The organism is Kribbella sp. NPDC054772 (assembly GCF_053611945.1).
Genome location: NZ_JBSHBJ010000055.1, coordinates 1 through 25,962 on the forward strand (window position 1 = coordinate 1; position 25,962 = coordinate 25,962).

At 68.5% G+C, this 25,962-nt stretch carries 22 protein-coding genes; 9 read left to right on the plus strand and 13 right to left on the minus strand.

Annotated features, from left to right (window positions below):
- Positions 1–139: 139 nt before the first annotated feature.
- Entirely contained in the window at positions 140–1,570 is a 1,431-nt protein-coding gene (locus tag ACWGID_RS40390; RefSeq protein ID WP_452204682.1) for a polysaccharide lyase 6 family protein, read from the plus strand.
- Here the strand turns inward: ACWGID_RS40390 and ACWGID_RS40395 are convergent.
- Positions 1,567–2,940, minus strand: a complete 1,374-nt coding sequence (locus ACWGID_RS40395; RefSeq protein WP_452204683.1) for an MFS transporter — start codon at positions 2,938–2,940, stop codon at positions 1,567–1,569. The genes ACWGID_RS40390 and ACWGID_RS40395 overlap by 4 nt on opposite strands.
- A 54-nt stretch (positions 2,941–2,994) precedes the next feature.
- Positions 2,995–3,747 (minus strand): glycerophosphodiester phosphodiesterase, encoded by a 753-nt coding sequence (locus ACWGID_RS40400; protein ID WP_452204684.1) that lies wholly within the window; start codon positions 3,745–3,747, stop codon positions 2,995–2,997.
- A gap of 26 nt (positions 3,748–3,773) precedes the next feature.
- On the opposite strand from ACWGID_RS40400, the gene ACWGID_RS40405 reads away from it, so the two are divergent.
- Both ACWGID_RS40405 and ACWGID_RS40410 read left to right on the plus strand, forming a co-directional pair.
- Complete coding sequence (locus tag ACWGID_RS40405; protein WP_452204685.1) at positions 3,774–4,907, plus strand: aminotransferase class V-fold PLP-dependent enzyme; 1,134 nt, start codon at positions 3,774–3,776, stop codon at positions 4,905–4,907.
- Positions 4,904–5,527 (plus strand): methyltransferase domain-containing protein, encoded by a 624-nt coding sequence (locus tag ACWGID_RS40410; protein ID WP_452204686.1) that lies wholly within the window; start codon positions 4,904–4,906, stop codon positions 5,525–5,527. The genes ACWGID_RS40405 and ACWGID_RS40410 overlap by 4 nt, the downstream gene beginning before the upstream one ends.
- A 687-nt stretch (positions 5,528–6,214) precedes the next feature.
- Here the strand turns inward: ACWGID_RS40410 and ACWGID_RS40415 are convergent.
- The 4 genes from ACWGID_RS40415 to ACWGID_RS40430 all read right to left on the minus strand — a co-directional run bounded on the left by ACWGID_RS40415 (position 6,215) and on the right by ACWGID_RS40430 (position 12,172).
- Positions 6,215–7,066: a carbohydrate ABC transporter permease gene (locus ACWGID_RS40415; protein WP_452204687.1), complete on the minus strand. Its 852-nt coding sequence runs from the start codon at positions 7,064–7,066 to the stop codon at positions 6,215–6,217.
- Entirely contained in the window at positions 7,063–7,989 is a 927-nt protein-coding gene (locus ACWGID_RS40420) for a carbohydrate ABC transporter permease (RefSeq protein ID WP_452204688.1), read from the minus strand. Before ACWGID_RS40420 ends, ACWGID_RS40415 begins: the two co-directional genes overlap by 4 nt.
- Positions 7,990–7,995: 6 nt before the next feature.
- Entirely contained in the window at positions 7,996–9,324 is a 1,329-nt protein-coding gene (locus tag ACWGID_RS40425; protein ID WP_452204689.1) for an ABC transporter substrate-binding protein, read from the minus strand.
- A 70-nt stretch (positions 9,325–9,394) separates the two neighbouring features.
- Positions 9,395–12,172, minus strand: a complete 2,778-nt coding sequence (locus tag ACWGID_RS40430; protein WP_452204690.1) for a family 78 glycoside hydrolase catalytic domain — start codon at positions 12,170–12,172, stop codon at positions 9,395–9,397.
- A 196-nt stretch (positions 12,173–12,368) separates the two neighbouring features.
- Here ACWGID_RS40430 and ACWGID_RS40435 point away from each other — a divergent pair, with 196 nt between their 5' ends.
- Positions 12,369–13,250: an AraC family transcriptional regulator gene (locus ACWGID_RS40435; protein WP_452204691.1), complete on the plus strand. Its 882-nt coding sequence runs from the start codon at positions 12,369–12,371 to the stop codon at positions 13,248–13,250.
- Here the strand turns inward: ACWGID_RS40435 and ACWGID_RS40440 are convergent.
- Positions 13,231–13,923 carry a TetR/AcrR family transcriptional regulator gene (locus ACWGID_RS40440; protein ID WP_452204692.1) on the minus strand — a complete coding sequence of 231 codons (693 nt, stop codon included), beginning with the start codon at positions 13,921–13,923 and terminating at the stop codon, positions 13,231–13,233. The two genes, ACWGID_RS40435 and ACWGID_RS40440, sit on opposite strands and share 20 nt — an antisense overlap.
- Before the next feature lie 88 nt (positions 13,924–14,011).
- Here ACWGID_RS40440 and ACWGID_RS40445 point away from each other — a divergent pair, with 88 nt between their 5' ends.
- Positions 14,012–15,211: an FAD-dependent monooxygenase gene (locus ACWGID_RS40445; RefSeq protein WP_452204693.1), complete on the plus strand. Its 1,200-nt coding sequence runs from the start codon at positions 14,012–14,014 to the stop codon at positions 15,209–15,211.
- Here the strand turns inward: ACWGID_RS40445 and ACWGID_RS40450 are convergent.
- Together ACWGID_RS40450 and ACWGID_RS40455 are read right to left on the minus strand one after the other, a co-directional pair.
- Positions 15,179–15,640, minus strand: coding sequence for a PGPGW domain-containing protein (locus tag ACWGID_RS40450; protein WP_452204694.1), 462 nt, complete (start codon positions 15,638–15,640; stop codon positions 15,179–15,181). The genes ACWGID_RS40445 and ACWGID_RS40450 overlap by 33 nt on opposite strands.
- 19 nt (positions 15,641–15,659) lie before the next feature.
- Positions 15,660–17,792, minus strand: coding sequence for a peptidoglycan DD-metalloendopeptidase family protein (locus tag ACWGID_RS40455; protein ID WP_452204695.1), 2,133 nt, complete (start codon positions 17,790–17,792; stop codon positions 15,660–15,662).
- A 174-nt stretch (positions 17,793–17,966) separates the two neighbouring features.
- Here ACWGID_RS40455 and lpdA point away from each other — a divergent pair, with 174 nt between their 5' ends.
- The 3 genes from lpdA (at position 17,967) to ACWGID_RS40470 (ending at position 21,377) form a co-directional block, all read left to right on the plus strand.
- Complete coding sequence (lpdA, locus tag ACWGID_RS40460; RefSeq protein WP_452204696.1) at positions 17,967–19,364, plus strand: dihydrolipoyl dehydrogenase; 1,398 nt, start codon at positions 17,967–17,969, stop codon at positions 19,362–19,364.
- Positions 19,365–19,392: 28 nt separating this feature from the next.
- On the plus strand, positions 19,393–20,880 hold the full coding sequence (locus tag ACWGID_RS40465) for a helix-turn-helix domain-containing protein (RefSeq protein ID WP_452204697.1): 1,488 nt from the start codon (positions 19,393–19,395) through the stop codon (positions 20,878–20,880).
- A gap of 62 nt (positions 20,881–20,942) precedes the next feature.
- A complete protein-coding gene (locus ACWGID_RS40470; RefSeq protein ID WP_452204698.1) occupies positions 20,943–21,377 on the plus strand; it encodes a hypothetical protein in 435 nt (144 codons plus the stop codon).
- A 9-nt stretch (positions 21,378–21,386) separates the two neighbouring features.
- On the opposite strand, the gene tsaA is transcribed toward ACWGID_RS40470, so the two are convergent.
- The 4 genes from tsaA to ACWGID_RS40490 are packed head-to-tail and all read right to left on the minus strand — an operon-like array spanning position 21,387 to position 24,907.
- Positions 21,387–21,800 (minus strand): tRNA (N6-threonylcarbamoyladenosine(37)-N6)-methyltransferase TrmO, encoded by a 414-nt coding sequence (tsaA, locus tag ACWGID_RS40475; RefSeq protein ID WP_452204699.1) that lies wholly within the window; start codon positions 21,798–21,800, stop codon positions 21,387–21,389.
- Entirely contained in the window at positions 21,797–22,552 is a 756-nt protein-coding gene (locus tag ACWGID_RS40480; protein ID WP_452204700.1) for a metallophosphoesterase, read from the minus strand. The genes tsaA and ACWGID_RS40480 overlap by 4 nt, the downstream gene beginning before the upstream one ends.
- A gap of 51 nt (positions 22,553–22,603) precedes the next feature.
- Complete coding sequence (locus ACWGID_RS40485) at positions 22,604–23,362, minus strand: metallophosphoesterase (protein WP_452204701.1); 759 nt, start codon at positions 23,360–23,362, stop codon at positions 22,604–22,606.
- 39 nt (positions 23,363–23,401) lie between these two features.
- On the minus strand, positions 23,402–24,907 hold the full coding sequence (locus ACWGID_RS40490; RefSeq protein ID WP_452204702.1) for a PstS family phosphate ABC transporter substrate-binding protein: 1,506 nt from the start codon (positions 24,905–24,907) through the stop codon (positions 23,402–23,404).
- A gap of 122 nt (positions 24,908–25,029) precedes the next feature.
- Between ACWGID_RS40490 and ACWGID_RS40495 the strand changes: the two genes are divergently transcribed.
- Positions 25,030–25,962, plus strand: a 933-nt coding sequence (locus tag ACWGID_RS40495; protein WP_452204703.1) for an FAD-dependent oxidoreductase, incomplete at its 3' end; no start/stop codon positions are given.

Sequence of the window (25,962 nt, forward strand, 5' to 3'; positions counted from 1 at the left end):
CCCAGGCACGCACCTCACGGCACGTGCCCAGCGCCCACGATGCTCCGCATCGAGGCCACTGACCACGCACCGCGATGCACGCACCTGAACACCGAAATCACTCGCCGAACGTCCGACCCAGGACACTAGGAGTCTCGTCATGGATCGTCGTACCTTCTTGACCAGTAGTGGCGTCGGCATCGCAGCCGCCGCGTTCTCCCTCGCGAACGTTCGTCCCGCACTGGCCGCGCAACAGGCCACCGTGACATCGCTCGCCGAGCTTCAGCAGGCCGTCAACAGCGCCACCGCCGGCACCACGATCACGATGGCGAACGGCTCGTACGCCGTACCGTCGGGCTCGCCGATCACGATCAGCAACCGGCACGGCAGCAGTACCGCACCGATCACGATCGTCGCCGCGAGCCGCGGTGGCGTGACGCTCACCGGTGCGCAGAGTTTCGTGTTCTCCGGTTCCTCGGACATCACGATCAGCGGGTTCGCGTTCCGGCAGAGTGCGACGCTGGAGATCCCGGCGGACTGCCCGCGGATCCGGCTCACGCGCAACGACTTCCAGCTCGCGAGCGCGGCCGAGCACTGGGTGGTCGTCCGCGGTGACGACGTGAAGGTCGACCGCAACGTCTTCCACGACAAGTCCACGCTCGGCGTCTACCTGGTGATCGACGGCCCGGGCACGGAAGCGATGGCACAGCGCACGTACATCCTGCGCAACTACTTCCGCGACCACACGTTCAGCGGGGCGAACGGCGGCGAACCGATCCGCCTGGGGGTCAGCGGCCGCGCGCTCAGTACCGCCGATGCGACCGTCGAGTACAACCTGTTCGAGCGGTGCAACGGCGACCCCGAGGCGATCTCGGTGAAATCGTCCGGCAACACCATCCGGTACAACACGGTCCGCTCGTCGCTCGGCGGCATCGTGCTCCGGCACGGCAACGACAACCGGGTGGAGAGCAACTATCTGCTGTCCGGCAGCAACGGCATCCGGATCTACGGCAACGACCACCTGATCGTGAACAACTACGTCGGCGGGGTCGCGAGCGCGGGCGTCGTACTCGGGAGCGGTACGGAGCGGGACCACTACGAGGGGGAGCCGTCCGACTCACGGCGCGGCAACGACGCCCCGGACCGGGTCACGATCGTGCTGAACACGCTCCGGAACAACGGCCAGGCAGTGGCCGGTGAGAGCCAGCGGACCGTCCCGCCGCTGGCTTGCGTGATCGCCGACAACCTCCTGGTCGGCGACTCCGGTCAGCTCGTCGACATGCCGTACCTGGACGGCATCACCTGGTCGGGCAACATCACCTGGGGCGGCGCGACCGACGGCAACATCCCGTCATCCGGCTTCACCCGCGCCGACCCGAAGCTCGCAGCCGGCAGTGACGGCGTCTACCGGCTCGGTGCGGGCAGCGCCGCCGCGAACGCGGCCGCCTTGAACCACGCGAGCCAGGTCACCGACGACGTCGACGGTCAGGCCCGGACAGCGCCGTACGACGTGGGCGCCGACGAGTACTCGACCGCGGCGACGGTCCGGCACCCGCTGGCCGCGTCCGAGGTCGGACCAGGCGCCGCCTAGACGACGCTCGGCTGGCTGTTGCCCGCCTCCCGGATGCCGCGGCGCATGTCGACGCGGGTCAGCAGGGCCAGACCGATCACGAAGAAGATGCCAAGGGCGACGATCGCGGGACGGTACGAGCCGGTGATCTGGTGGACCAGACCGAACACCAGCGTGCCGAGCCACGACGTACCGCGTTCGCCGGCCTGGTAGAGCGAGAAGTACTCCGCCTCGCGGCCCTTCGGGATCAGCTGACTGAACGCCGACCGGGACAGCGCCTGCGTGCCGCCGAGCACGATCCCGATCGCGACGCCCATCGCGAGGAACGGCGCGATCTGGTGGGCGGGCAGCAGGAAGCCGGCGATCACGATCAGCATCCAGATCACCAGACCGGCGGTGATGGTCCGGTGGGCGCCGTACCGCTGGGCGACCCGGCCGAACACGATCGCGCCGAAGAACGCCACGAACTGCACCATCAGGATGGTCGCGATCAGCACCTGGGTCTGGAACCCGAGCTGCTTCTCGCCGTACGTCGACGACACCGAGATCACGGTCTGGATGCCGTCGTTGAAGAACAGGTACGCGACCAGGAACAGCAGCGTCATCGGGTAGGTCCGGATGTGCTTCAGGGTCGCCGACAGCTGCCCGAAGCTCTGCCGGACCAGACCGCGGCTGCGGACCGGCTCGACGCTCACCGGCGGCCGGTCCCGCAGCCGGACGAACGGGATGATCGTGAACAGGCCCCACCACACACCGGCACTGAGCAGGCTGAGCCGGACGGCGGTGCCCTGGCTGATCCCGAGCGCGTCGTGCGCGGTGACCACCGCCAGGTTGATCGCGAGCAGGATGAAGCCACCGGCGTACCCGAAGGCCCAGGCGCGTGACGAGACGGCGTCGCGCTGGTCCGGGGGAGCGATGTCGATCAGGATCGAGTCGTACACGACCAGCGCCGAGCCCAGACAGACGTTGCCGATGAAGAGCAGCAACGCGCCGAGCTCCCAGCGGCCGCCGCCGACGAACACCATGCAGCAGGCGGACAGCGCACCGGCCCAGGCGAACGCGCACATCAGGAGCTTCTTGCGGGCCATCCGGTCCGCGATCGCCCCGACCACCGGCAGGAACAGTGCGGAGGCCAGCGTCGCGACCGTGACCACGTAGAACGCGAGCGAGCCGGGGGAGATCCCGAGCCCGAGGACGTGCAGGTCGGTGTTGCACGGGTGGTCCGTGGTCCCGACGTACCCACAGGCGTCGGTCTCGGCGACGGAGGTCAGGTACGGCGCGAACAGTACCGTCGCGACCGTGGTGACGTACCCGGAGTTCGCCCAGTCGAAGAGGCTGAACCCCCAGTACTCACGCTTGTCCACACCGTCGGGGGCGGAGAGAAGTCCCATGCGCGGAAGTCTGTCAGGTCCGGGGTACGTCGCGACGTACCCGGCGATAACACTTCAGTGCCACTGGCCCCGCTCTATCAGGACATCCCGCAGTACGTCGGTGCGGTCCGTGATGATGCCGTCGACTCCGGCGTCGAGCATCCGGTGGATCGTGGGCGCGTCGTCGACCGTCCAGACGTGCACCTGCTTGCCGCGGGAGTGGGCGCGCTTGATCAGACCGGGGGTGAGTACGTGCAGCCGGCCGTAGTGCTCGGGGATCTGCAGGCACGCGCCGTTCGACGGGAGTGCGAACGGCAGGAGCCGAAGCAGCGCGGTCTCGCGGTCGCCGTACCCGGTGCACAGTCGCGGGCCGAGCCGTTTGCGGATCCGGCGTACCCGGGACTGGGAGAACGACGAGACGCAGACCCGGTCGATCGCGTTCGCCGCCGTGAGGACCTGCGCGGCGGGCTCCAGGCCACCCTCGGCCTTGATGTCCAGGTTGAACCGGATGTCGGGGAAGTGTTCCAGCAGCTCGTCGAGCCGGGGGATCGGCTCGTGGCCGTTGATCCTCGCCTTCGAGACCTCCGACCAGGGGAGCTCGGCGATCACGCCGGTCCGGTCCGTGACCCGGTCGAGCCGGTGGTCGTGGAAGGCGATGACGACCCCGTCGCTGGTCGCGTGCAAGTCGGTTTCGACGTAGGTGTAGCCCAGGTCGACCGCGTGCTGGAAGGCGCGCAGCGAGTTCTCGTACCCGATGATGTCGGGGTGTCTGGCCCCGCCTCGATGCGCCATCGCGATCGGTCCGTCGTGGTCGAGGTAGGGGTACACGTCATGAAGTATGTACCGTTTGGGTGGTGACGGTACTCAGCCCCCGCCCTGACCTGTGGACCCTCGACAGCGGTGTCCTCCACCTCAACCACGGTTCGTACGGCGCCGTGCCGCGCCGGACGCAGGAGGTGATGGCCGGCCTCCGGGTGGAGATGGACGCGAACCCGATGGTCTGGTTCCGCACCGTCGCCGACCGGTTGACCACGAGCCGGCTCGAACTCGCGGCGTACCTGCAGGTGGACCCGGCCGGGTTCGCCCTGGTCCCGAACGCCAGCGCCGGCGTGACGGTCGCGCTCGCCACGCTGCCGATCCCGGCCGGCAGCAAGATCGTCCTCACCGACCACGCGTACGGCGCGGTCCGGTACGCCGCCGAGCGGTACGCCCGGGAGCGTGGCGCCGAAGTGGTGAACGTCGGGATCCCGCTCGAGGCCGACGACGCCACCGTGGTCGCGCTGATCGCGGAGCAGCTGGACAACGCCTCCGTGCTGATCGTCGACCAGATCACCTCCGGGACCGCCAAGGTGTTCCCGATCGAGGGACTCGTCGCGGCCGCCCACGAACGCGGCGTACCCGTCGTCGTTGACGGCGCCCACGCGCCGGCGCTGATCGACGCCCCGGCCGCCGCGGGCGCCGACTTCTGGACCGGCAACTTCCACAAGTGGCCGGCCGCACCGCGAGCAACCGCCGGCCTGGTGGTCGCCGAACGGTGGCGGTCGGCGTCGATGCCGCTGATCGTGTCCTGGTCGGAGTACGACGAGCGGATGCCGGAGCGCTTCGACATGCAGGGCACGTACGACTACGTGCCGTGGATCGCCGCGCCGGAGTCGCTGCGCGTGCTGGCCGAGCTCGACTGGCCGACCCGCCGGCCCCAACTGACCGCGCTCGTCGAGGAGGGCGCGCGGATCCTGGCCAAGGCGCTCGGCACCGGCATCGCCGAGGTGGTGCACCCGCCGGCGACGATGCGGCTGGTCGAGCTGCCGTCGTCGGTCGACCTGTCCGGTGGCGACGCTCTGAAGATGCGGATCTCGCGGGAACTGAACGCCGAGATCACCTTCACCGGGTTCGAGGACCGCAAGTTCATCCGGTTGTCGGCGCACGCGTACAACTCACTCGACGACTACGAGAAACTGTCGGAGCGGCTGCCTAGAGTCCTCGGGTGAACGATATCCAGGGGTCATACAACACCGCCGCCGTCGACTATCACGCGATCCTGAAGGACTACCACCGCGCCGATCCGTTCGAGAAGGGTGCGTTGGACTACTTCGCGGCGCTGGTCGAGCCCGGTCCGGTGGGTGACCTCGGGTGCGGGACGGGGCGCATCACGGCGTACCTGGCGGGGCTTGGGCTGGATGTGTTCGGGGTTGATCTGACGCCTGGGATGGTCGAGGTGGCGCGGCGGGAGTATCCGTCGCTGCGGTTCGAGGTGGGGTCGTTGTTCGACCTGGACATCAAGGACGGAGAGCTCGCTGGGGCGCTCGCGTGGTACTCGCTCGTGCACACGCCACGCGAGGAGCTGCCGGCGGTGTTCGCCGAGCTCTACCGCGTACTCCGCCCCGGCGGCCACCTGATCCACGGCTTCAAGGTCGGCGAAGGCAGCCGCCACCTCACCCAGGCCTACGGTCACGACCTAGACCTCCAGGTCTACATGCACGACCCCGCCGAGATCGCCGCCCTCCTAGCCACCGCCGGCTTCACCGAACTGGCAACCCTCACCCGAACCGCCCTCCCCACCGAAAAAGACCCCGCCCAAGCCGCCCACCTCCTCCAAAAACCCAAGTAATCCCCACCCACCGAGCCCGCCAGGCGGGCGACGGGACGCGGTGGCGTCGGGACGTGGTGGCGTCGGGACGTGGTGGGGGCGGGACCTGGTGCGAGGCGGGACGTGGTGGGGGACGGGACGTGGTGGGAGGCGGAGACAGGATCTGGTGGGCGGAGACCTGTTATTACGTGTCCCCAGCCACCAGTTCCCGTCCCCACCCACCGAGCGAGCCCGACCACGTCCGCGCGAACGACGTACCCCGGCTGTCCCACCGCGTCATCCGCTGATCGCCTCCGCCCGTACCGCGTAGGTCGGGTGTTCCCCGGGTCCTTCCGCACTCGCCCGACGCCCACCCGTCCCGCGTCTCGCCGCGTCTGTGGCGCCGACCGCGGACCCGGGGGACTGCGGTGGGGCTGAGACAGGAACTGGTGGGTTGAGACCTGCTATTGCCTGTCTTCGGTCACGCTTTCCTGTCTCCGCCCCGCTCGCTTCTTGCGACACGGACTCCCGCGGCGGTGGTGGACACGCGCACGGGATCGCGGCTGCTGTCCCGTGCGCGCGGCTGGGTGTGCACTTCGACGGCTGGGTGTGCGTTTCGACGGGTGGTGTCGCACAGGTAGCTAGTGCACCTGGGCGTGACCGCGTTCGCGCGTACGGCGTACAGCGGGTGCTCTACCCGTTCTTCTGCACGCCTGGGTGGTCGTGGGGTTAGCCCTTGATGGCTCCGGAGGTCATGCCGGCGACTATTTGGCGGTTGAAGAAGAGGAACATGATGAGTGGGGGGATCGTGATGAGGAGGATGTCCATGAAGAGGAGGTTGTACTGGGTCGAGTACTGGCTGGAGAAGTTGTAGAGGGTCAGCTGGACGGTGGCGTTCTTGTCGCCCGGGAGGAAGTACAGCGGGTTCACGAAGTCGTTGAAGACGTTCACCGACTGGACCACGACGACCGTGACGATCACCGATCTCAGGAGCGGGAAGACCACCCGGAAGAAGAGTTTCAAGGGGCCCGCCCCGTCGATGACCGCGGCCTCGTCGAGTTCTCTCGGGATGGTGGCGACGAAGGCGCGGAAGAGCAGGATGCAGAACGACAACCCGTAGGCGATCTCGATCAGGATCAACCCCGGCATGGTGCGGAACAGGCCGAATTTCTGCAGGACCCAGATCGTCGGTACGACGGCCGGCGGGATGATCAGGCCCGCTAATACCAGGAAGTTGATGAACCCGTTCCAACGGCTCTTCCGGCGTTGCAGGACGAAGCCGGCCATCGCGGCGAGCACCACCATGCCGGTGACGCTGGCGACGGTCAGCAGCGTGCTGTTGATGAACGCGATCACCAGCATGTAGTCGCGCGCCTCGACGACCTCGATGAAGTTTTGCACGAAGCGGAACTGGTGCGGCCACGAGAAGCTCAGGTCCGCCGACTGCGTGCGGTCCTTCACCGCGGTCAGCACGATGAACGCGAACGGGATGACGAACACCACGAGCGAGACCAGGATCGCGACCGCGCTCAGCGCCCACTTGCGGACGGGGCGGTGGTTGACGAGTTCTGCCGTGCTCACAGGTCGACCTCCTTGCGGTTCAGGAACCAGGAGAGCGGCAGGATGATCGCCGTCACCACGATGAACAGCACCACGTTTCCCGCGGTGGACAGGCCGTAGAAGCCGGCCTGGTACTGCTTGTAGATCACCGACGCGATGACGTCGGAGGTGAACCCGGGGCCGCCGCGGGTCATCGCCCAGATCAGGTCGAAGGACCGCAGCCCGCCGATCAGCGACAGGATGATGACGGTCACGGTGGCGGGCCGGGACAGCGGCAGCACGATCCGGCGGAACTGCTGCCAAGACCCGGCGCCGTCGACGCGCGCTGCCTCGATGTACTCGCGGGGGATCGACACGATGCCGGCGATGTAGATCAGGGTGGCCAGGCCGACGCCCTTCCAGACGTCGACCGCGGCCACCGACAGCAGCGCCCATTTCGGGTCGGTCAGCCAGCCCGGTCCGGTGATCCCGACCAGCGCGAGCGACTTGTTGATCAGGCCCTGGTCGGGGTTCATCAGCACGGTGAAGGTCAGGCCGACGCCGATCGTGGAGACGAGCACCGGGAAGAACACCACCGAGCGGAGGTAGCCGCGGGCAACGATCTGGGAGGTGAGCAGGACCGCGAGCAGCAGCCCCAGCACCACCTTGGACCCGGACGTGACGACCGCATAGATCAGCGTGTTGGTGAAGCCCTTCACCAGGGCGGGCTCCTGGAAGAACAGCTTGAAGTTGTCCAGCCCGATGAACCGCGACTCGAACAGGCTCCAGCGGGTCAGGCTGAAGTACAGCGAGGCGAAGGTCGGGACCAGGAACAGCACACCGTAGATGACGGCGGTCGGCAGGTAGAACCAGTTCGAGTACGGGCGGTAGACCTTGCTCCCGGCCGCCGACGCGGCCGGGGTGGTCTTGCTGCGCTCACGTGGTGTCACCGAGGTCGCGGTCATCAGGCATCACCAGCCCGCCAGGCCGAGCTGCTGCGCCTGCTTCTTCACGTCCTCGTCGTACCTGGCCGCGCCGTCCTTCGCCTTCCGGATCCCCGAGCCGACCTCGACGGTGATCTGCTCGAGCGACGGGCCCTTGACCGGGGACAGGAACTCCAGCGCCAGGCTGGACGCCCCCGGCTTGTCGAGGTACGGCTGCATGTCCTTGATCGCCTGCGGTACGTCGTCCCCGAGCGAGCACCCCTTGACGGCGTACGGACCGGTCGGTGCGCCGGCCTTGGTCTGCGAGGCGCACCCGTCGGGGCTGGCGACGAACGCGAGGAACTTCTTCGCCGCGTCCAGCTTGTCGCCGGTGGTGGTCTTCGGGATGTACAGGCCGCCCGGGGTCCACAGGGTCAGGCCGTTCTTGCTCGCGTCGTCACCAGGCAACGCGAACAGTCCGACGTTCTTGGCCGCGTCCGGGTACGTCGCGACCATGTTGGCCACCACACCGGACAGGTTCGGGTAGTGCGCGCCCTTGCCGGTGGCAAGCATCTTCAGCCCGTCCGGCAGCTTGGCGGAGGCGAAGTCCTTGTTCTCGTAGCCGGCGTCGTGCACGGCCTCGGTGTGCTCGAACCCCTTGAGCGCGGCCGGCGAGGTCGCGTACTTCGCCTGGTTCTTGGTGTACTTGTCGGCGAAGTCGGGCTCGACCGCGGAGACGTTGTGGAAGTCGCCGAGGACGAACAGCTGCGAGGTCCAGGTCTCGCCGTACGTCTGGATGACCGGTGCGACGCCGCCGCCGGCCGCCTTGATCTTGGCGTTGTTGGCCATGAACTCGGCCCAGGTCTTCGGGATCTTCAGCCCGAGCTTGGTGTAGACCGGGATGCTGTAGAGCACCGCGCCGCCCATGAAGCCGCCGAGCGGCGCACCGTACACCTGGCCGTCGGCGGTCACGGTCTTCTTGAAGTTGTCGTCCAGGTCCCCGATGTAGGGCTGGTCGTTGAGCGAGACCAGGTTCTTCTGCGGCGCGATCGCCTGGAACAGCGACCCGGTGTTGTAGTTGAACACGTCCGGCATGTCGCCGGTGGACAGCCGGGTCTTGACGATGTTGTCGCCTTCGGTGCCGGCCGGCCGGGTCTCGGTCTTGATCGTGATGCCCGGGTTCTTCGCGGTGAAGTCCTTGACGAGCTGCTCGGCGTCCTTCACGTCCTGATCCTGGTTGCCGATCAGGTACGTGATCTCGACCGAGCCGCCGCCGGAGTCACTACTGGATCCGAGACTGCCCGCGCTGCACGCGGTGAGTACGAGCGAACCGGCGGCGAGCAGTGCCAGTCCACTCGCGCCTGGGCGGAACCTCATCTTGACCTCCAAGGGATGTTCGAAGCAGCGGGGCGGTGGTCGGGTGAGTTGGGTCAGCTGGGTGGACGGGTTAGTGGTTGAGTACCGCGCCGAGCGCCGCCTTCAGGGACTCGGTGGACTGTCGGCCGAGCGCGTCGACCACACCGGCGGCCGGCTGGTCGAGGTAGCGCTTGAGGCGGGCGGCGAGGTCGGCGTCGTCGGTGACGACGCCGGCTTCGGTGGCGGCCGCGACGAGCGCGGTCCAGGTCGGTTCGTGGTCGATCAGCGCCCGGATGCTGGCGTCGGCCGGCAGTTCAGCGGGCGTGCCATACGGGTCGGCGGCGGTCCACTCGTGCGTCCCGTGCCCGACCTCGACGATGCCGTCCTGACCCGGTACGTCGACCTTCGCGCGGGACCCGACCGGGACGGTGACCGTCAGCGTGACCTGCCCGTCGGAACGGGTCCACGCGACCGCCGCCTCGCCGTACGGCGTGAGGTGCTTGGCGGACGCGCTGGTCAGGTGACCGGTGACGAGCGGGCGCACGTCGATCATCCGGTACGCCGGTTCGGCGGCCGCCAGACCGGCGACGCGGCGGTGCATCCAGTCGGCGACCGCACCGAGTGCGTAGTGGTTGAACGACGTCATCTCACCGGGGTTGATGGTGCCGTCGGGCAGCATGCTGTCGTAGCGTTCCCAGACCGTCGTCGCGCCCATCGTCACTGAGTACAGCCAAGAGGGGCAGCCTGTCTGTAGCAGGAGCCGGTAGGCCAGGTCAGGATGTCCGGTATCGGCCAGCGCGTCAGCCATCAGCGGCGTTCCGACGAATCCGGTGCTGATCCGGAAGCTCGCCGTACGGACCAGGTCGGCGAGCCGTTCACCGGCGCGCTTGCGCTGGGTCTCGCTCGGCAGCAGCGCCCACTGCAGCGCGAGGGCGTACGTCGTCGGCGCGTCGCTCAGCACCCGGCCGCCGTCGGTCGCGTACTCGGCCGCGAAGGCCTGCCGCACGCGCGCGGCGAGGTCGGCGTACTCGCGGGCCAGGTCGTCCTGCCCGACGACCGCCGCGGCTTTGGCGAACACCTCGGCGGACCGCGCCAGGTGCGCGGTGGCGACCACGTCGGGGTCGGCCTTGGCGGCTGCCGCGTTCTCGGGCGGCGCAGTCGGGTCGAGCCAGTCGCCGAACTGGAAGCCGCCCGACCACAGCAGGTCGGCGCCGGCCAGGTCGGCCATCTTGTCCACCCAGGCCCGCATGCTCGGCAGCTGGCGGGCGAGCAGGCCGGCGTCACCGGTGCGCTCGTAGATCACCCACGGCACGATCGTTGCCGCGTCACCCCATGCCGCGGTGGCCGGCGACTCGTTGCGGAGCACATCCGGTACGACGAACGGCACCGACCCGTCCTTCTGCTGCTCGGCCGCGAGATCGGCCAGCCAGTTCGTGAGGAACCCAGCCGCGTCGAAGAGGAAGTTCGCGCTCGGGGAGAACACCTGGATGTCGCCGGTCCAGCCGAGCCGCTCGTCGCGCTGCGGGCAGTCGGTCGGTACGTCGACGAAGTTGCCGCGCATACCCCACACCACGTTCTCGTGGAACCTGTTCAGCAGGTCGTTCGACGACTCGAACCATCCGGTGCGCTGCAGGTCGCTGCCGATGACGACGGCCTCGAGGTCCACCTTGCGAAGGTCGCTGACGCCGGTCACCTCGGCGTACCGGAAGCCGTGGAAGGTGAGCGGGGAGTCGAGGACGACCTCGTCGGCGCCGGCGAGGTAATAGGTGTCTGTGGCCTTGGCGGTGCGCAGCGGGCGGACGCCGAGTTCGCCGTGCTCCAGGACCTCGGCGTGCCGTACGACGATCTCGTCGCCCGCGGCCTGCCCGCGAACCGTGAGCCGGATACGACCGACGAGGTTCTGGCCGAAGTCGATGAGGGTCTTGCCGGACGGCGAGGTGGTGATCTCGAGCGCTGGCAGTACGTCGGTGACGCGGACGGGCGGGCCGTCCGGCGCGACGAGCAGGCCGAGGTCGGCGTCGAGGACGTCGACCGGCGTGGGCTCGCCAAGTTGCTTGCGGAGGTCGGTGGTCTGGCCGTCGTACAGGTCGTCGGCGAGGACGTTGCTCTCCCGCGAGGTCCAGCTGCCGTCACTGCCGAAGGTGTGCAGTTGCCCGTCCTCGGTGGTGACCTCGAGTTGCGCGAGGACCGCGAGCCGATCGCCGTACAGCTCCTTCTGGTCGCGGAAGCCGATGCGGCCGCGGAACCAGGCGTTGCCGAGCAGGAACTCGAGCGTGTTCTCACCAGAGTGAACAAGCGCGGTCACGTCGTAGATCTGGTAGCGGAGCCGGTACTGGTACGCCGTCCAGCCGGGCGCGAGCTCCTCGGTGCCGACCCGCTGCCCGTTGAGCTCGGGCAGGTAGATGCCGTGCGCGGTCGCGTACAGGCGAGCCTTGACGATCCCGTCGGGGAGCTCGGCGACGCCGGCGACCAGGGGAGCGGGGGAGCCGTGCGGGTTGTCCCGCGGGCTGACGAACTGGGCGCTCCAGTCGTCCGTGCTGAGCAGCCCGGCCTCGACGGTGACCGGCTCGCTCCACGCGCTCCAGTCGTCGTTGCCGCGGACCCGGACCCGGACCTGCGCGACCTCCCGGGAGGTGAGCGGCTCAGCCGGCCACGGCACGAGCAGTTGTTCGGGGGACTGGACGGTGAAGACCTGGGTGCTGCCGGTGGTGATCTCGACCTCGTACGCCGTCTGCGCGTAGCCGGCGTCGGCGGCCGGGACCTGCCAGGAGATTCGGGGGCTCGCGGTGCCGATCCCCAGGACCCCGGACTCTGGGGAAGCGAGCAGATGCTCGAAGCGGAGAGAGGTGGGTGCGGCGAGATGCGACATGAGACTCCAACCGGAGAGTGAAACGATTCATTGAGTGTTCCGGCGAAACGCCGAGAGCTCGGTGGATTCGGTCGGCGGGGCGTTTCGCCTGTTCACCGATCCTGCGGCCGGCAGTCGCCGGCGAGTAGCCCACAGTGCACTCGGTCTAGCACGATCTGCACCTCGGCCCGTATCTTGAAGCATGGTCGACGAGCCGGTGAGGACTCGTGGAACGGTGCTGCACTTCGTCGAAGGGACGGTCGTGCACGCCGGGACGCACGTGCACGAGCAGACCCATCCGTTGCACACGCACAGCTTCTTCGAACTGCTGCTCGTCACCGGTGGTTCGGGTGTCCATCACAGCCTCGCCGGGCGGCAGCGGCTGGGGGCCGGTGACGCGATCCTGCTCCGTCCCGGCGTCTGGCACGAGTACGTCGAGTGCGAATCGCTCGAGGTCTACAACTGCTGCTTCTCGGCCGATCTGGTACGCCGCGAACTCGCCTGGGCGCGCGAAGATCCCTTACTGGGTTACTTGTTGTGGACCGGACCGTTCTCCGCGCAACGCCGCGGAATGCTCGCGACGCATCTCGATCCGGATACCGTGAAAGAGGCTGTCGGCCATCTGGACGGGTTGCGGCAGCTGCGGAACCAGCCGCTCAGCCGGCACCGTGGCGAGGTGATCGGCTGGCTCTCGCTGTACCTGAGCTGCGTCGCGCGCACGGTGGCGAAGAGCAACGAACGCGGCGAGCACACGCATCCTGCGGTCGTCGACGCGATGCGGATGATGGAGGCCGATCCGGCGCGGCACTGGACGCTGACCGACCTGGCCGGCGAGCTGCATCTCGCGCCGGGGTACTTGGTGCGGTTGTTCAAGTCCGTGACCGGACTGCCCCCGATGGCCTACCTGTCGCGGCATCGCGTCGAGCTCGCGGCGGACCGCTTGCTGCACTCCGACGCGCCGATCAGCCGGATCGGGGAGTCGGTCGGCTGGCCGGACCAGAACTACTTCGCGCGCCGGTTCCGGTCGCACTACGGGCTGTCGGCATCGGCGTACCGACAACGTTTCAATGGCTTGCGACTCAGTCCGTCCGCCCATTGATCAGGAGTTCGAGGCCGTCCAGGATGCGCTGCAGACCGAACTCCAGGCCCTGGTTCTCGCTGCCGGCCGCCGTTCGCATCGCGGCGGTGAGGTGCGGGAAGCGGTCGGCTTCGCTGGTGAGGATCTCCGCGAGCGACCGCGTCCAGTCCTCCTCGGTGAGTCCCGTGGTGTCACCGGGGAAAGTGGTCGACTGCTGCGCGATGTTGCGGACGTGGCTGGTGATCACCAGGATCGCGTCCAACTGCTCGCCGCCGGTCAGACCGCTCTCAGTCAGCGCGGCGAGTCCGCGCTCCATCCAGGTGAGCTCGTTCGGGCCGAGCGGACGGCGCCCGATCGTCGATTGGAGCAACCACGGGTGCCGGGTGAACCCGTCGTACAGGTCCAATGCCCAGGTGCGCAGCGCCGTGCGCCACGGTAGGTCGCCGGGCCGGTCCGGCGGGGCGCCCATGGCCTGGTCGCTCATCACCGCGACCAGCTCGGTCTTGCCCGGGACGTAGCGGTAGAGCGCCATCTTCGTGACCGGCAGCTCGCCGGCGATGCGCTGCATCGAGACGGCGTCCAACCCTTCGGCGTCGGCGATCCGGATGCCCACCGCGGCGATCTCGGTCAGCGTGACGGCGGGCTTCGGGCCGCGGCTCGGCAGCGGCTGCCTGCCCCACAGGAGATCGGACATTCCGGGTTCCTTCCGCAATCGACTTGAACTGTGTCTACCATACACATTATTGTGTCCGGCAGACACAGTTACTGCTCTGGAGGCGATGATGAAGGTTCTGGTGTCGGGTGCGAGCGTGGCCGGTCCGTCGGTGGCGTTGTGGCTGGGCCGGTCGGGACACGACGTGACGGTGGTCGAGATCGCGCCCAAACTCCGGCAAGGCGGGTACGCCGTGGACTTCCGCGGTCAGGTGTTCACGACCGTGCTGGAGCGGATGGGCGTGCTGGAGGAGCTGCGGTCGCTGCAGACCGGTGGCAACGCGATGCGGTTCGTCGACGCGTCGGGGCGTCAGCTGATGCGGCTGCCGGCCGAGTTCGCCGGCGGTGAGCTCGAGGTACTGCGGGCAGACCTGTCGCGGGTGCTGTACGAGCACAGTCGCGAGCAGGCGACGTACCGCTTCGGCGACTCGATCGCGAGTCTGCAGGAACAGGCGGACGGCGTGGACGTGCGTTTCGAGAGCGGCGTCGAGGAGACGTACGACCTGGTGATCGGCGCTGACGGGATGCACTCCGTCGTACGGCGGCTCGCGTGGCCGGCCGAGCAGGTCCTGGAGAAGCACCTCGGGTACTACGTCGGTGGCTGGGAGGTCCCGAACACGCTCGGGATCAGTGGGGACTCGCTGATGTACAACGTGCCCGGGAAGCTCGCGAGCGTGGGTGCGGACACGCGTGATCCGGGGCTGGCGCAGACGCTGTTCATGTTCAAGTCGCCGGTGCTGGACTACAACAGGCGGGACCTGGACCAGCAGAAGGCGATCCTGCGGGAGCAGTTCAGCGGTATGGGCTGGCACGTGCCGGCGCTGCTCGAGGCGTTGCCGGCGGCAACCGAGCTGTACTTCGACTCGATCAGCCGCGTCCGCGTGGACCGCTGGTCCACCAGCCGGATCGTCCTGCTCGGCGACGCGGGGTACGGCGCCACATTCGGTGCGCTCGGCACCGGGACAGCGGTTGTCGGCGCTTACGTCCTGGCGGGGGAGTTGGCCCAGACGCGCGACTTCCGGATCGCGTTCGACCGGTACGAGACCCGGCTGCGGAAGGCGGTGTCGACCACGCAGGACGGGAGCCGCGCGGGCTCGTTCCTCGCGCCGGCGACCCGGTTCGGGATCACGGCCCGGAACCGGATCCTCGACATCCCGTTCTTCCTGAACCAGATGCTGAAGATGGCCGAGAACATGAGCGAGCTGATCGAGCTGCCGGAGTACTCAGGACTCAAGTACTCAGGGCAGCCAGGGCAGCTTGTCCAGGAATGACTCCCACGAGTCGGGGAGCCAGCCTGGCACGCCGAGCACGACCATGTAGAGCCAGATCGCGACGAGGACGCAGAGGAACAGCGCGAGCGTCCCGAGTGCCTTCAGCCAGGCGGGCTGCTTGCCGGTCCAGCGGGTGAGTGCCTTCACCCAGTCCTTGACCCGGTACAGCAGCCGCTGCGCCCACTCGAACTCGCTGGCGAGCACGGCGAGACCCGCGATGAACAACGGGATCCCGCCCGGTCCCGGCAGCCAGCCGGTCAACGGCGCTGCGATGATCAGCAACCCACCTACGACACCGACACCGATCCGGTAGAACATCAGCTTCCGCGGGTTCTCACGAATCCGCCGGCGCCACTCCCACCGGTCGTCCTGAGCGTCCAGGGTGATGTTGTCGTCCGTGCGGTCGGGACTGTTTTTCTCGGCCACCATCACAGCCTACCGGCGGCTACTAACTGGTCGGGTTACCGAACTCCCAGTGCCAGGGCTCCTCGCGGTTCCCGCCCTGGTCCGCCCAGGCGGGATGCAGCCAGCCGTACGCTGCGGCGTGGGTCTTCATCCACTGGTACTGCGGGGTGCTGTACTTCTCGATCCCGCCACACAGGTCGACCGCGAGACCCCACCCGTGGTTCGACGTACCCGGGAGGGCGGCCAGGGACGGTTTGCGCTGGTAGAGGTCGACCTGGGAGGAGTAGGAGCGGTACGAGTCGGTGATGCACAGCGACGTACCGAACGCGGCGTGGTAGGCCGCGCCGAGCTTCAGGTACGCCGCGGCCGCGTCGCACCGCAGCCGGTGACCGCCACCGATGGCGCACAGTTTGCTCGCCGGGATCATGCCGTTGCTGTAGCCACCCCATCCGGTGCTCGCGGAACCGGTGGCCAGGAACGGCATCGGGTTGACGGGGTCGCCGCCGAGCCGGACCTCGAAGTGCAGGTGCGGTCCGGTCGAGTTGCCCTCGCTGCCGACCGCACCGATCTGCTGGCCCGCCTGGACCTGCTGGCCGTCCGTGACGTCGACTCGGCTGAGGTGCGCGTACAGCGTCTCGAGCCCGTTGCCGTGGTCGATCCGGACCAGGTTGCCGGCCCAGGCCGGGTGCTCGATCCGGACCGTCCCGGAGGTCACCGCGCGGACCGGCGTACCGATCGGGGCGGGGAAGTCCTGGCCGGTGTGCATGCCGCTGGACCACTCCGAGCCGGACTGGCCGAACGGCGTACCGATCTCGTAGGTCCCGTCCGGGAGCGGCCACGTCCAGGCACCCGAGCCGACGTCGTACGACGTAGCGGTGTTGCCGCAGCGGAACGCGTACGCCTCGGAGGTCGCGACCGGTGCGACCTGGGGTTTGGCCGGTGCGCCGAGGGTCGGACGGAGGGCGGCGTACAGGTTGTCCGGGACCGTGGTGACGACGACCGAGCCCTTGGACTCGTCGGCGGCGATCATCTCGCCGTTGTCGAGCGCGATCCCGATGTGCACGAGGCCGAGCGACTTGCTGCCCATCACGAGCAGGTCGCCGGGCTCGATCTGGGCGTTCGGGACGGCCTGGTAGTCGGGGTAGACCTTGCCGATCAGGTTCGGCAGGGTCGTGTATGGCTGCCAGGCGACGCGGGCTGCGCCGAGACAGCCGTACTTGTCGGGGCCGGTGGCGGCGACGCCGTACGGCTTGCCGAGCAGGCTGAACGCCTGGTTCACCGCGCGGATCGTCTCCGCCGACAGCACGCGGACGGTCCGTCCCGCGACGGCGACCGACGCGACACCTGGCACGGCCGCGCCGCGACGGGTCAGCGGGGCGAGCCCGGTCGGCAGCTTCGCGGGGTTCTTCAGGACGGCGGCCGCCGGGGGAGTGACCTTCGCGGCTGCCAGCTCGGTCAGATAGGTCTTCCAACGGGCCAGCGCCTGACCGTTCCTGGTCTGCTGGAGCTGCTGGGACAGCGCGGACGCGACATCGAGGTCCGCGGTCTGGTCGGCCATCGCCGCGGAGGCGTCGGCCGCCTTCTGCTGCACCTGCTTGCTGAGCTCCTGCGCCTTCGTCGCTGCCTCATTGGCGGCCGCGCGTTTGCTGGTCGCCTCCGCCCGCAGCCGGGTCGACTCGGCCTCCGCGGCCATCGCGGTCCGGTACTGAGCTACCTGGGTGCTGCCGAGCTGGGTGATCGCGGTCTGCCGGTCAGCGATCTCCTGGAGGTTCTCCGCGACCGGGGCCAGCGACCAGAGCATCGACTCGGTCCCCAGCACGGTCGGGACACCCATCTGGTACGCCTGCGCGGTGATCACTCCGAGCCGCCTGCGCTGCTCGTCCGCGACGCCCTTCGACTTGGTAGCGCTGGTCTCCGCCTTCTTCGCCGCGGCCTCCGCGGCCTGGGCGTCCTTCAGAGCCTTGGTGTAGGCGATCGTGGCCTTGGCGAAGTCGGCCTGGACGGCCGCGGCCTCCGCCTGGAGCTGCTCGAGCGACCGGTTCACGTCGGTCACGGACGCGGGCGGTGGCTCGCTGGTCGACGGGGTGGGGTCGTCGGCGTACGCCGGAACTGCGGCGACTGCCAACACCGTGCCGAGTGCCGCGAGTCGCAGCCACCGGCGTTTCCCCAGACCCATGCGTCCCCCATGAATTCGCCTCACGCGCGAGGCCAGCGTAAGCGCCGTACGGTCCGTACGGAACCCCGCTACACCCACCGTGACCATGAGGCGGGCCACAGTTGCCGGTCAGTCGCGGCTCAGGGGCCGGTGGCGCTGTCGGATCGGCTGGTGCCACCCATTAAAGTTCACTGCATGGCCTCGCACTTTGACGTTGTTGTCCTCGGCGCCGGTCCCGGAGGGTACGTCGCGGCGATCCGCGCCGCCCAGCTCGGGCTGAAGACCGCCATCATCGAGAAGAAGTACTGGGGCGGTGTCTGTCTGAACGTGGGCTGTATCCCGTCCAAGGCGCTGCTCCGGAACGCCGAGCTGTCGCACATCTTCCGGACGGAGGCGAAGACCTTCGGCATCAGCGGCGAGGTCACCTTCGACTTCCCGACCGCGGTGCAGCGCAGCCGGAAGGTCGCCGACGGCCGGGTCAAGGGCGTCCACTTCCTGATGAAGAAGAACAACATCACCGAGTTCGACGGCTGGGGTTCGTTCACCGACGCGAACACCCTCGACGTGACGCTGAACGACGGCTCCTCGGAGACCGTCACGTTCGGCTCCTGCATCGTGGCCACCGGCGCCACCACCAAGCTGCTGCCGGGCACCCAGCTGAGCGAGCGCGTGGTGACGTACGAGGAGCAGATCCTCACCGAGGAGCTGCCGGGCTCGATCGTGATCGCCGGCGCCGGCGCGATCGGTGTCGAGTTCGCCTACGTCCTGGCGAACTACGGCGTCAAGGTGACGATCGTCGAGTTCCTGGACCGGGTCGTTCCGCTGGAGGACATCGAGGTCTCCAAGGAGCTCGCCAAGGCGTACAAGAAGCTCGGTGTCGACGTCCTGACCGGCACCCGGGTGGACTCGATCGACGACTCCGGTGACAAGGTCAAGGTCACCGTCACGGGCAAGGACGGCGCCCAGAAGACGATCGAGGCCGACAAGGTCATGCAGGCGATCGGCTTCCAGCCGCGCGTCGACGGGTACGGCCTGGACAAGATCGGCGTACAGCTGACCGAGCGCGGCGCGATCGGCGTCGACGGCTTCTGCCGGACCAACGTGCCGAACATCTTCGCCATCGGCGACGTGACCGCGAAGCTGATGCTCGCGCACGCGGCCGAGGCGATGGGCGTGATAGCCGCCGAGACCATCGCCGGACACGAGACGATGGAACTCGACTACAAGATGATCCCGCGGGCGACGTTCTGCCAGCCGCAGATCGCCAGCTTCGGCTGGACCGAGGAAGAGGCCCGGCTGGAGGGCTTCGACGTCAAGGTCGCCAAGTTCCCCTTCACCGCCAACGGCAAGGCCCACGGCCTCGGCGACCCGACCGGTTTCGTCAAGGTGATCAGCGACGCGAAGTACGGCGAGCTGCTCGGCGCGCACCTGATCGGCCCCGAGGTCACCGAGCTCCTCCCCGAGCTCACCCTCGCCCAGAAGTGGGACCTCACCACCAAGGAACTGGCCCGCAACGTCCACGCCCACCCCACCCTGAGCGAAGCCCTCCAAGAGGCTTTCCACGGCCTCGAAGGCCACATGATCAACTTCTGATCGAGCGCGCCGACCCCCCGGAGAGGGCATGCAGGGACGGCGGGCGGCAGACATCCTGACGATGCACCGTCTGGCCCACAAGCCGGACGGTGCGCGGGCGATCGTGGGGTGGCTGGCTCGTCGGACGAGTTGCTGGGTCGGGCTGGTGGACCCAGCCGGCCGGGTTCGGATTGCATCAGCACGGGGGTCCGACAGCGAGGTGACGATGCTCGTCGCCGACGGTCTCCGCGTGATGCGTGAGCGGCGGCTGCGCACGGTCGTCACGGGAGAGTCCGCCGGCCGGTGGGGCGTGCTGCTGTCTGTCGACGTGCCGGGAGACGAGTCCGGAGTGGTCCTTGCGCTCGTCGGGGTCGATCCTCTCGGTACGTCGGCCGCGGCCGACGCCGCGCCGTTGATCGGGGTGTGCTGGTGGGTGAGCGAGACCGAGCGGACCCGGCGGCGCCTGGAGAGCGCCGATGCGCGCGGGCGGGAGGCGGTGCTGCATCTACTGATGTCGGGCAACCTCACCACAGCACATCAGATCGCCGATCTGCTGGCGCCGAGCCTGTCCGATCCGGCCCGGTTCCATGTCGTCGAGTGTGGTGCCGAACGCCGTACCGAGGCTATCCGGATCTGTGCAGAGCACACCGGCGGCCAGGCTTGGATCGTCCGGTGCCCGGTCTACTCCGACCACGTGCTCGTCGTCGCGTCGGCTGATCCGGCGGACGCGCGCTCGCTCGAGACCGCGCTGACGAGCGAACTCGACGACTGTGTTGTGGGGACCGGCGACGCTCTGGCACTGCGCAAGATGGCCAGCGGTTACGAACAGGCGTTCCATGCGCTCGCGGTGGCCCGAGGCCGTCCGGAGCGATGGGCACGGTTCGACGGTACTTTGGGTCTGCCTGTGATGCTCGGTCCCCCGGGGCACGCGTGGGCTGACCGTCTGCTGGCTCCGCTGACCAAGCACACCCCCGCTCGAACCGCCGACCCTGACAGCCACACGTTGACCGCAACGGTGCGATCGTGGCTGATCTTCTCGTCCGCCGCGAGTCGGCATCTGAAGATCCATCGCAACACCCTGGCCGCTCGGCTGCGTCGCGTCGAGGCCCTACTCGGTCTGGACCTGGAGTCCCTCGGCGACCAGGCGAAACTTGACCTGGCGCTACGGATCGTGGCACTGCCGCACCTTGCGGATCACGAGCCAGTGACGGCGGGCCCGGCACTCGACGCCGAGTTTCACGCGCTGCTGCGCCTGCCGGCCGTACGGGAGTGGGCGTTGACCCAGTGGCGTCCTGTGCATGAGGAGGCGCCCGCGATGGAGAGCACACTGCGTGCCTGGCTGCGTCACGACACCCGGCTGAGTACGACGGCGAGCGCGCTCGGAGTGTCGGTGACGGGAACACGCAAGCGCCTGACGCGGCTCGAGGCGGTCCTCGGCCGATCGCTGTTGCGGGTCCCGAACGCGCGGCACGATCTCTGGCTTGCCGGTGAGGTCCTCGATCGCGGCGAGCCGGAGATGTGCCGTTCGGCACCGTGAGCCTGCCTGACAGGGCAAATTCACACTTACCGCCGGGAAGGCGGTGAATTTAGGGTCGTCGTATGACTTCTAAAATCAAACGTCACGCTCACCGCATCGCCCGAATAACAAGTGTCGCCGCTGCGACTGTCCTGATCACGTCGGTCGGGCCGGCCATGGCCGCACCTGTGGACGAGGTTGGCACTCTCTCGAACATGTCCATCGAAATCTTTGGGTCGAAAATGACCTTCATCGACGATGGCGACGTCTTCCAGATCTGCGACACCAAGCCCGACGGCAAGGGCGCTTATGGAGCGCTCTTCTATGACTCGTACCTCCTTCCGGGCGGTTTCAAGCGCGTGATGACGATCGAGGACGGCGGCGACGCCGGGTGTGACAAGAAGGGCTACAACATCGGCAACGGCGGCCAATACGTGTTCGCCATCTGCCCGGGGTATTACCCGAAGAACGCACTTCATTACTGGCCTTGCACCAACAGCGCGTCTTTCAACGAGTAGGCGCTGACGCTATCTGTCCTCGACGCCACCTAGAACTGGTTTTACGTCGACTATTGGGGTGCCGTTGAGGGCTTCGAGGTTGTTGACGTGGAGGCGGAGGTCGTCGACGGCGAGGACTGTGACGCGGTGTAGACCGAGGGGGTTGGGGCGGTCGGGGGAGCGGGTGCTGAAGACGCCGGTTGGTGGGCGGGTGGTGTCGCCGCGGGGGTACACGGTCTGAGCGGTGCGGTCGGCGCGGTCGAACCAGGTGATGAGGATGAGTTCGTCGCCGGGGGTGATGTCGGCGAGGGCCGGCCGGACCGAATCGTCGAAGACCACCCAGGCGTCGGGGGCGCCTTCGTCGCCTTGACGTGGTGCGTCGGCGCGGGAGCCCAGGGCGGATTCGACGCGGGCGATCGGGTGGAGGATCAGGTCGTCTGTCATAAGGGATACCTGTAGACGGTTTGGAGGGGTTCGCCGGGGGTGACCATGTGGAGGGCCAGGCCGGGGTGGGCGGTGGCGTCTACGACGGTGCCGGTGGGGGACGGGGGCTCGAAGGGGAGGGGCACGGTCGAGCGGATGCCGGGGGCGCCGAGGACCGGGTGGCCGGCGAACGAGGTGACGATCGCGTTGTGTACGTGCCCGGTGAGGATCGCGGTCACCGGCTTCCCGGTCAGGGTCGCGGCCAGACCGTCGCGTTCCTCGAGTTTCCACTGATCCATCACCGGGTGGTGCAGGTCGAGCGGCGGGTGATGCATCGCGACGAACAGCGGTCCGTCGACGGCGTTCCGGAGTACCCCGTCGAGCCACTCCAGGGAGTCGGCGGGCAGCAGACCGTGGCCCGCGCCGGGCACCGTGGTGTCGAGCAGCACGAACCGGGCCTTGCCGACATCGCGGACCTGATGCACCGGATGACCCGACCCCGGCGACTGGACCAACCCCACCAACCCGGCCCGGAGCGCCGCGCTCACGTCATGGTTCCCGGGCAGCACCAGCACCGGTACGTCGAACGTCAGCTCACGCGCGATCTCGGCGTACTCCGACTCCAGCCCGTGATCGGTGAGATCCCCGGTGACCAGTACGACGTCCACCGAGCGACCCATCGCCCGCACGTACTCCGTGATGTGTCGCAACCGTGAGCGCGCGGCCTCGGTGCCGTCGAGATGCGGGTCACTGAGATGCGCGATCACGTACATGTCAGCACAGTAATCCCGGCACAAACCCCGGGACAGCGGTCGTGGTTCAGGTCAGGCCGGGTGCCGGAACAGGGTCTGGAGCGGTGCACCCGGGGTGGCGATGTGCAACGCCAGGCCGGGGTGGGCGGTCGTGCCGTCGACGAGACCGCCACCCGGAGCCGGGGGTTCGAAGGGCAGCGGCGGCGTCGACCGGACGCCCGGCGCGACCAGGAACGGCAACCCGGCGAAGGTGGTCGCCAGCCCGTTGTGGACGTGGCCGGCCAGCAGTGCGGTGATCGGCTTGCCCCTCAGCACCGCCTCGAGCTCGGGGCCTGAGCGAAGCAGCCACTGGTCGAGAACGGGGTGGTTCAGCGGGAACGGCGGGTGATGGAACGCCACGAACAACAGCCCGTCGACCGGTTCAGCCAGTACGCCGTCCAGCCACGCGAGCGACTCCGCCGACAGCAACCCGTGGTCCTCGCCCGGCACCGAGGTGTCGAGCAGGACGAACCGCGCGCCGCCGACGTCATGCACCTGGTGCACCGGATGCCCCTCGCCGGCCGAGTCGATGAACTCAGCCAGGCCGGCGCGCAACGGCGCGCTGACATCGTGGTTGCCCGGCAGCACCAGCACGGGTACGTCGAGCTTCAGCTCCGCGGCGAGCTCGGCGTACTCGGACTCGAGACCGTGATCCGCGAGGTCGCCACTGACCAGGACGACGTCGACCGGCCGCCGGAACTCGCGCAGGTACGACGTGATCTTCTGCAGCCGGTCCCGAGCCTCGTCGGAGCCGTCGATATGGGGGTCACTCAGATGTGCGATCACATACATGAAAGGAATTATCCGGCGAACCGGCCACGGGCGCTGGGATTATCCACAAAACCCCGCGGGCAGATCGGTGCACGGGACCAGCCCGCCGCGCTCCAGCACCGGCCGCGCCTGCGTCGACCGCAGGTAGTCGAGGAATGCCGCGGTCAGCGACTTCGCCGCCGGCGCCTGATACGTATACGCGTGCTCGACCTCCCAGAACTTGTACGACCGGTCCGCCACCTTGGACGTGTCCGGTACGACGCCGTCGATCGTCGTCGCCACGATGCCGGGGAACTTCCGGGTGCTGCCGAGTTCGGCGTACCCGATCGCGCCGTCGATCGCGTTCACCCGGGTCAGCAGCTCCTCCGTCGTGCCCACCTCACAGCGGTGGTACTTCGCCAGCGCGGCGTCGTCGTCGCGCCGACAGTCGTCCGAGGTGATTCCGAGCTCCTGATCGCCGCCAAGCACCTTCTCCCGGAACACCAGTCGCGAGCCCGAGTCCGGCCCGACGCGGCTGACCATCCGGATCGGCAGGTCCCGCCCGCCGAGCTGCTTCCAGTTGGTGATCTTGCCGGCGTAGATGTCACGCAGCTGCCCCGTGGTCAGCGCCGTGACGTCCGCGCTCCGGTTGACGGCCACAGCGAACACCACGACCGCGATGGCCTCGCCGCTGAGGTTCTGGGCGTCCTCGGCCGGCCCGTCCGACATCGCGATCACCATGCCCGCGGCGGTCGCGTCCTTGGCGCCGAGCGAGCTCAGGTCGCGCACGCCGCCCCGGCTGCCGTTCGCCGCGATCGTGATGTCGGCGTCGCGGCACTCGGTCGCGTACGCGCTGCGCAGCTCGGACATCGTCGGCTCGACGGCGGTCGACCCGATCACCCGCAACTGACCCGACGCGCAGTTGTCCGGTGGCTGGAGGACGTCGACCAGGAAGAACGCGACGAGGGCGCCGACCAGCACCAGCGTCGTCGCACCGAACATCAAGGTACGGCGGCCCGGTCCGCGCGGCCGCGGCTCGTGGTAGACACCGCCGTTCGCACCACCGGCGAGGTAACCGGAGTGCGTGACGTCCTTGCCCTTCCCGGACAGTACGAGCAGGAACTTGAAGTGGTCGCCGCGGTTGATCGCGAGCTTCGGCACCGTGAGCGTGTCGGTGTCGACGTACTCGGCCGGCTTCAGGTCGGCCTCGATCAGGTCGCCGAGTGTGTCCGGGTGCGACTCGACCACCTTCATCCGGACGATCTTCCGGCCCGGGAAGCTGAACTTGACCAGGCCCTGCATGTCGCGGGCCTCGATGTCGGTCCCGGCGTTGTCCAGCCGGAGCAGCACGATGCTCGGGTCCTGGACCACCGTGCCCTGGTGCACGACCTCGATGTCGACCATTTCCCGGGCCCGGTTCTGCCGCGGGTGGACACCGATCTGCGCGTCCACCTGGACCCGGTAGACGAGCCGTTTGCGGCGCCACAGGTACCGGTCGAGCAGCCACACGATCGCGGTTCCGATCAGTGTGACGGCGGCGATGACTGTCTCGATGTTGATGCTGCCGAAACCAGAGAAATCGAACAACCTTCGTCCTCACTTCTACGAGAACGGAACGCTAGTCGCCGGTGGTGAACGCCTCCTTACGGTGCGATGACGCACCGGGTGGCGACTTGGCCGGTCCCGGCCGGTCTGGGAGATTGGGCGGCATGTCTGAACAGGTTGATGTCGTGGTGGTGGGGCTCGGGGTCGGCGGCGAGGAGACGGCCGGGCGGCTTGCCCAGGCAGGGCTCCGGGTGGTGGGGATCGAGTCCCGGCTGGTCGGCGGTGAGTGCCCGTACTACGGGTGCATCCCGAGCAAGATGATGATCCGGGCCGCGAACCTGATCGCCGAGACCCGCCGCGTCGACGGCATGGCCGGTACGGCGTCCGTGCAGCCGGACTGGGCTCCGGTGGCGAAGCGGATCCGCGAGGAGGCCACCGACACCTGGAACGACAAAGTCGCCGTCGACCGCCTGGTGAACAAGGGCGCGACCGTGATCAAGGACTTCGCCACGATCACCGGTCCGAACACGGTGCGCGCCGGTGACCGCGAGTTCGAGGCGACCCGCGGCATCGTGATCGCGACCGGCACGATCCCCGCCGTACCGCCGATCGACGGTCTCGCCGGAACGCCGTTCTGGACGAACCGCGAGGCGATCGAGGTCGAGACGCTGCCCGCCACGCTGCTGATCCTCGGCGGCGGCGCGATCGGGATGGAGCTCGCCCAGGTCTTCGCCCGCTTCGGGGTCCAGGTCACCGTCATCGAGGGCGCCCCGGAGGTGCTGTCGATGGAGGAGCCGGAGTCCGGCGTCCTCGCCCGCGAGGCCCTCGAGCGCGACGGCGTCACGTTCCTCCGCGGCTCGCACGCGCAGCAGGTCGGGTACGCCGACGACGCGTTCACCGTCACGCTCGCGGACGGCTCGTCGGCGACGGGGGAGAAGTTGCTGGTGGCAACGGGCCGGCGGATCGCGACCGCGGACCTCGGTCTGGACAAGGTCGAGCGGGGCCCCCGCCGCGGCCCGGGGGCGGGGGGGCGCGCCCGGCGCGGCCGGGGCCCAGGGGTGGGGGGGGGGGGGGGTAGAGGCGGTCCGAGTCGACGG

Coding starts and splice junctions, on each gene's coding strand:
- ACWGID_RS40390 (WP_452204682.1), top strand. CDS start 140: ATGGATCGTCGTACCTTCTTGACCAGTAGTGGCGTCGGCATCGCAGCC.
- ACWGID_RS40395 (WP_452204683.1), bottom strand. CDS start 2,940: ATGGGACTTCTCTCCGCCCCCGACGGTGTGGACAAGCGTGAGTACTGG.
- ACWGID_RS40420 (WP_452204688.1), bottom strand. CDS start 7,989: ATGACCGCGACCTCGGTGACACCACGTGAGCGCAGCAAGACCACCCCG.
- ACWGID_RS40425 (WP_452204689.1), bottom strand. CDS start 9,324: ATGAGGTTCCGCCCAGGCGCGAGTGGACTGGCACTGCTCGCCGCCGGT.
- ACWGID_RS40430 (WP_452204690.1), bottom strand. CDS start 12,172: ATGTCGCATCTCGCCGCACCCACCTCTCTCCGCTTCGAGCATCTGCTC.
- ACWGID_RS40440 (WP_452204692.1), bottom strand. CDS start 13,923: ATGTCCGATCTCCTGTGGGGCAGGCAGCCGCTGCCGAGCCGCGGCCCG.
- ACWGID_RS40445 (WP_452204693.1), top strand. CDS start 14,012: ATGAAGGTTCTGGTGTCGGGTGCGAGCGTGGCCGGTCCGTCGGTGGCG.
- ACWGID_RS40450 (WP_452204694.1), bottom strand. CDS start 15,640: ATGGTGGCCGAGAAAAACAGTCCCGACCGCACGGACGACAACATCACC.
- ACWGID_RS40455 (WP_452204695.1), bottom strand. CDS start 17,792: ATGGGTCTGGGGAAACGCCGGTGGCTGCGACTCGCGGCACTCGGCACG.
- lpdA (WP_452204696.1), top strand. CDS start 17,967: ATGGCCTCGCACTTTGACGTTGTTGTCCTCGGCGCCGGTCCCGGAGGG.
- ACWGID_RS40465 (WP_452204697.1), top strand. CDS start 19,393: ATGCAGGGACGGCGGGCGGCAGACATCCTGACGATGCACCGTCTGGCC.
- ACWGID_RS40470 (WP_452204698.1), top strand. CDS start 20,943: ATGACTTCTAAAATCAAACGTCACGCTCACCGCATCGCCCGAATAACA.
- tsaA (WP_452204699.1), bottom strand. CDS start 21,800: ATGACAGACGACCTGATCCTCCACCCGATCGCCCGCGTCGAATCCGCC.
- ACWGID_RS40480 (WP_452204700.1), bottom strand. CDS start 22,552: ATGTACGTGATCGCGCATCTCAGTGACCCGCATCTCGACGGCACCGAG.
- ACWGID_RS40485 (WP_452204701.1), bottom strand. CDS start 23,362: ATGTATGTGATCGCACATCTGAGTGACCCCCATATCGACGGCTCCGAC.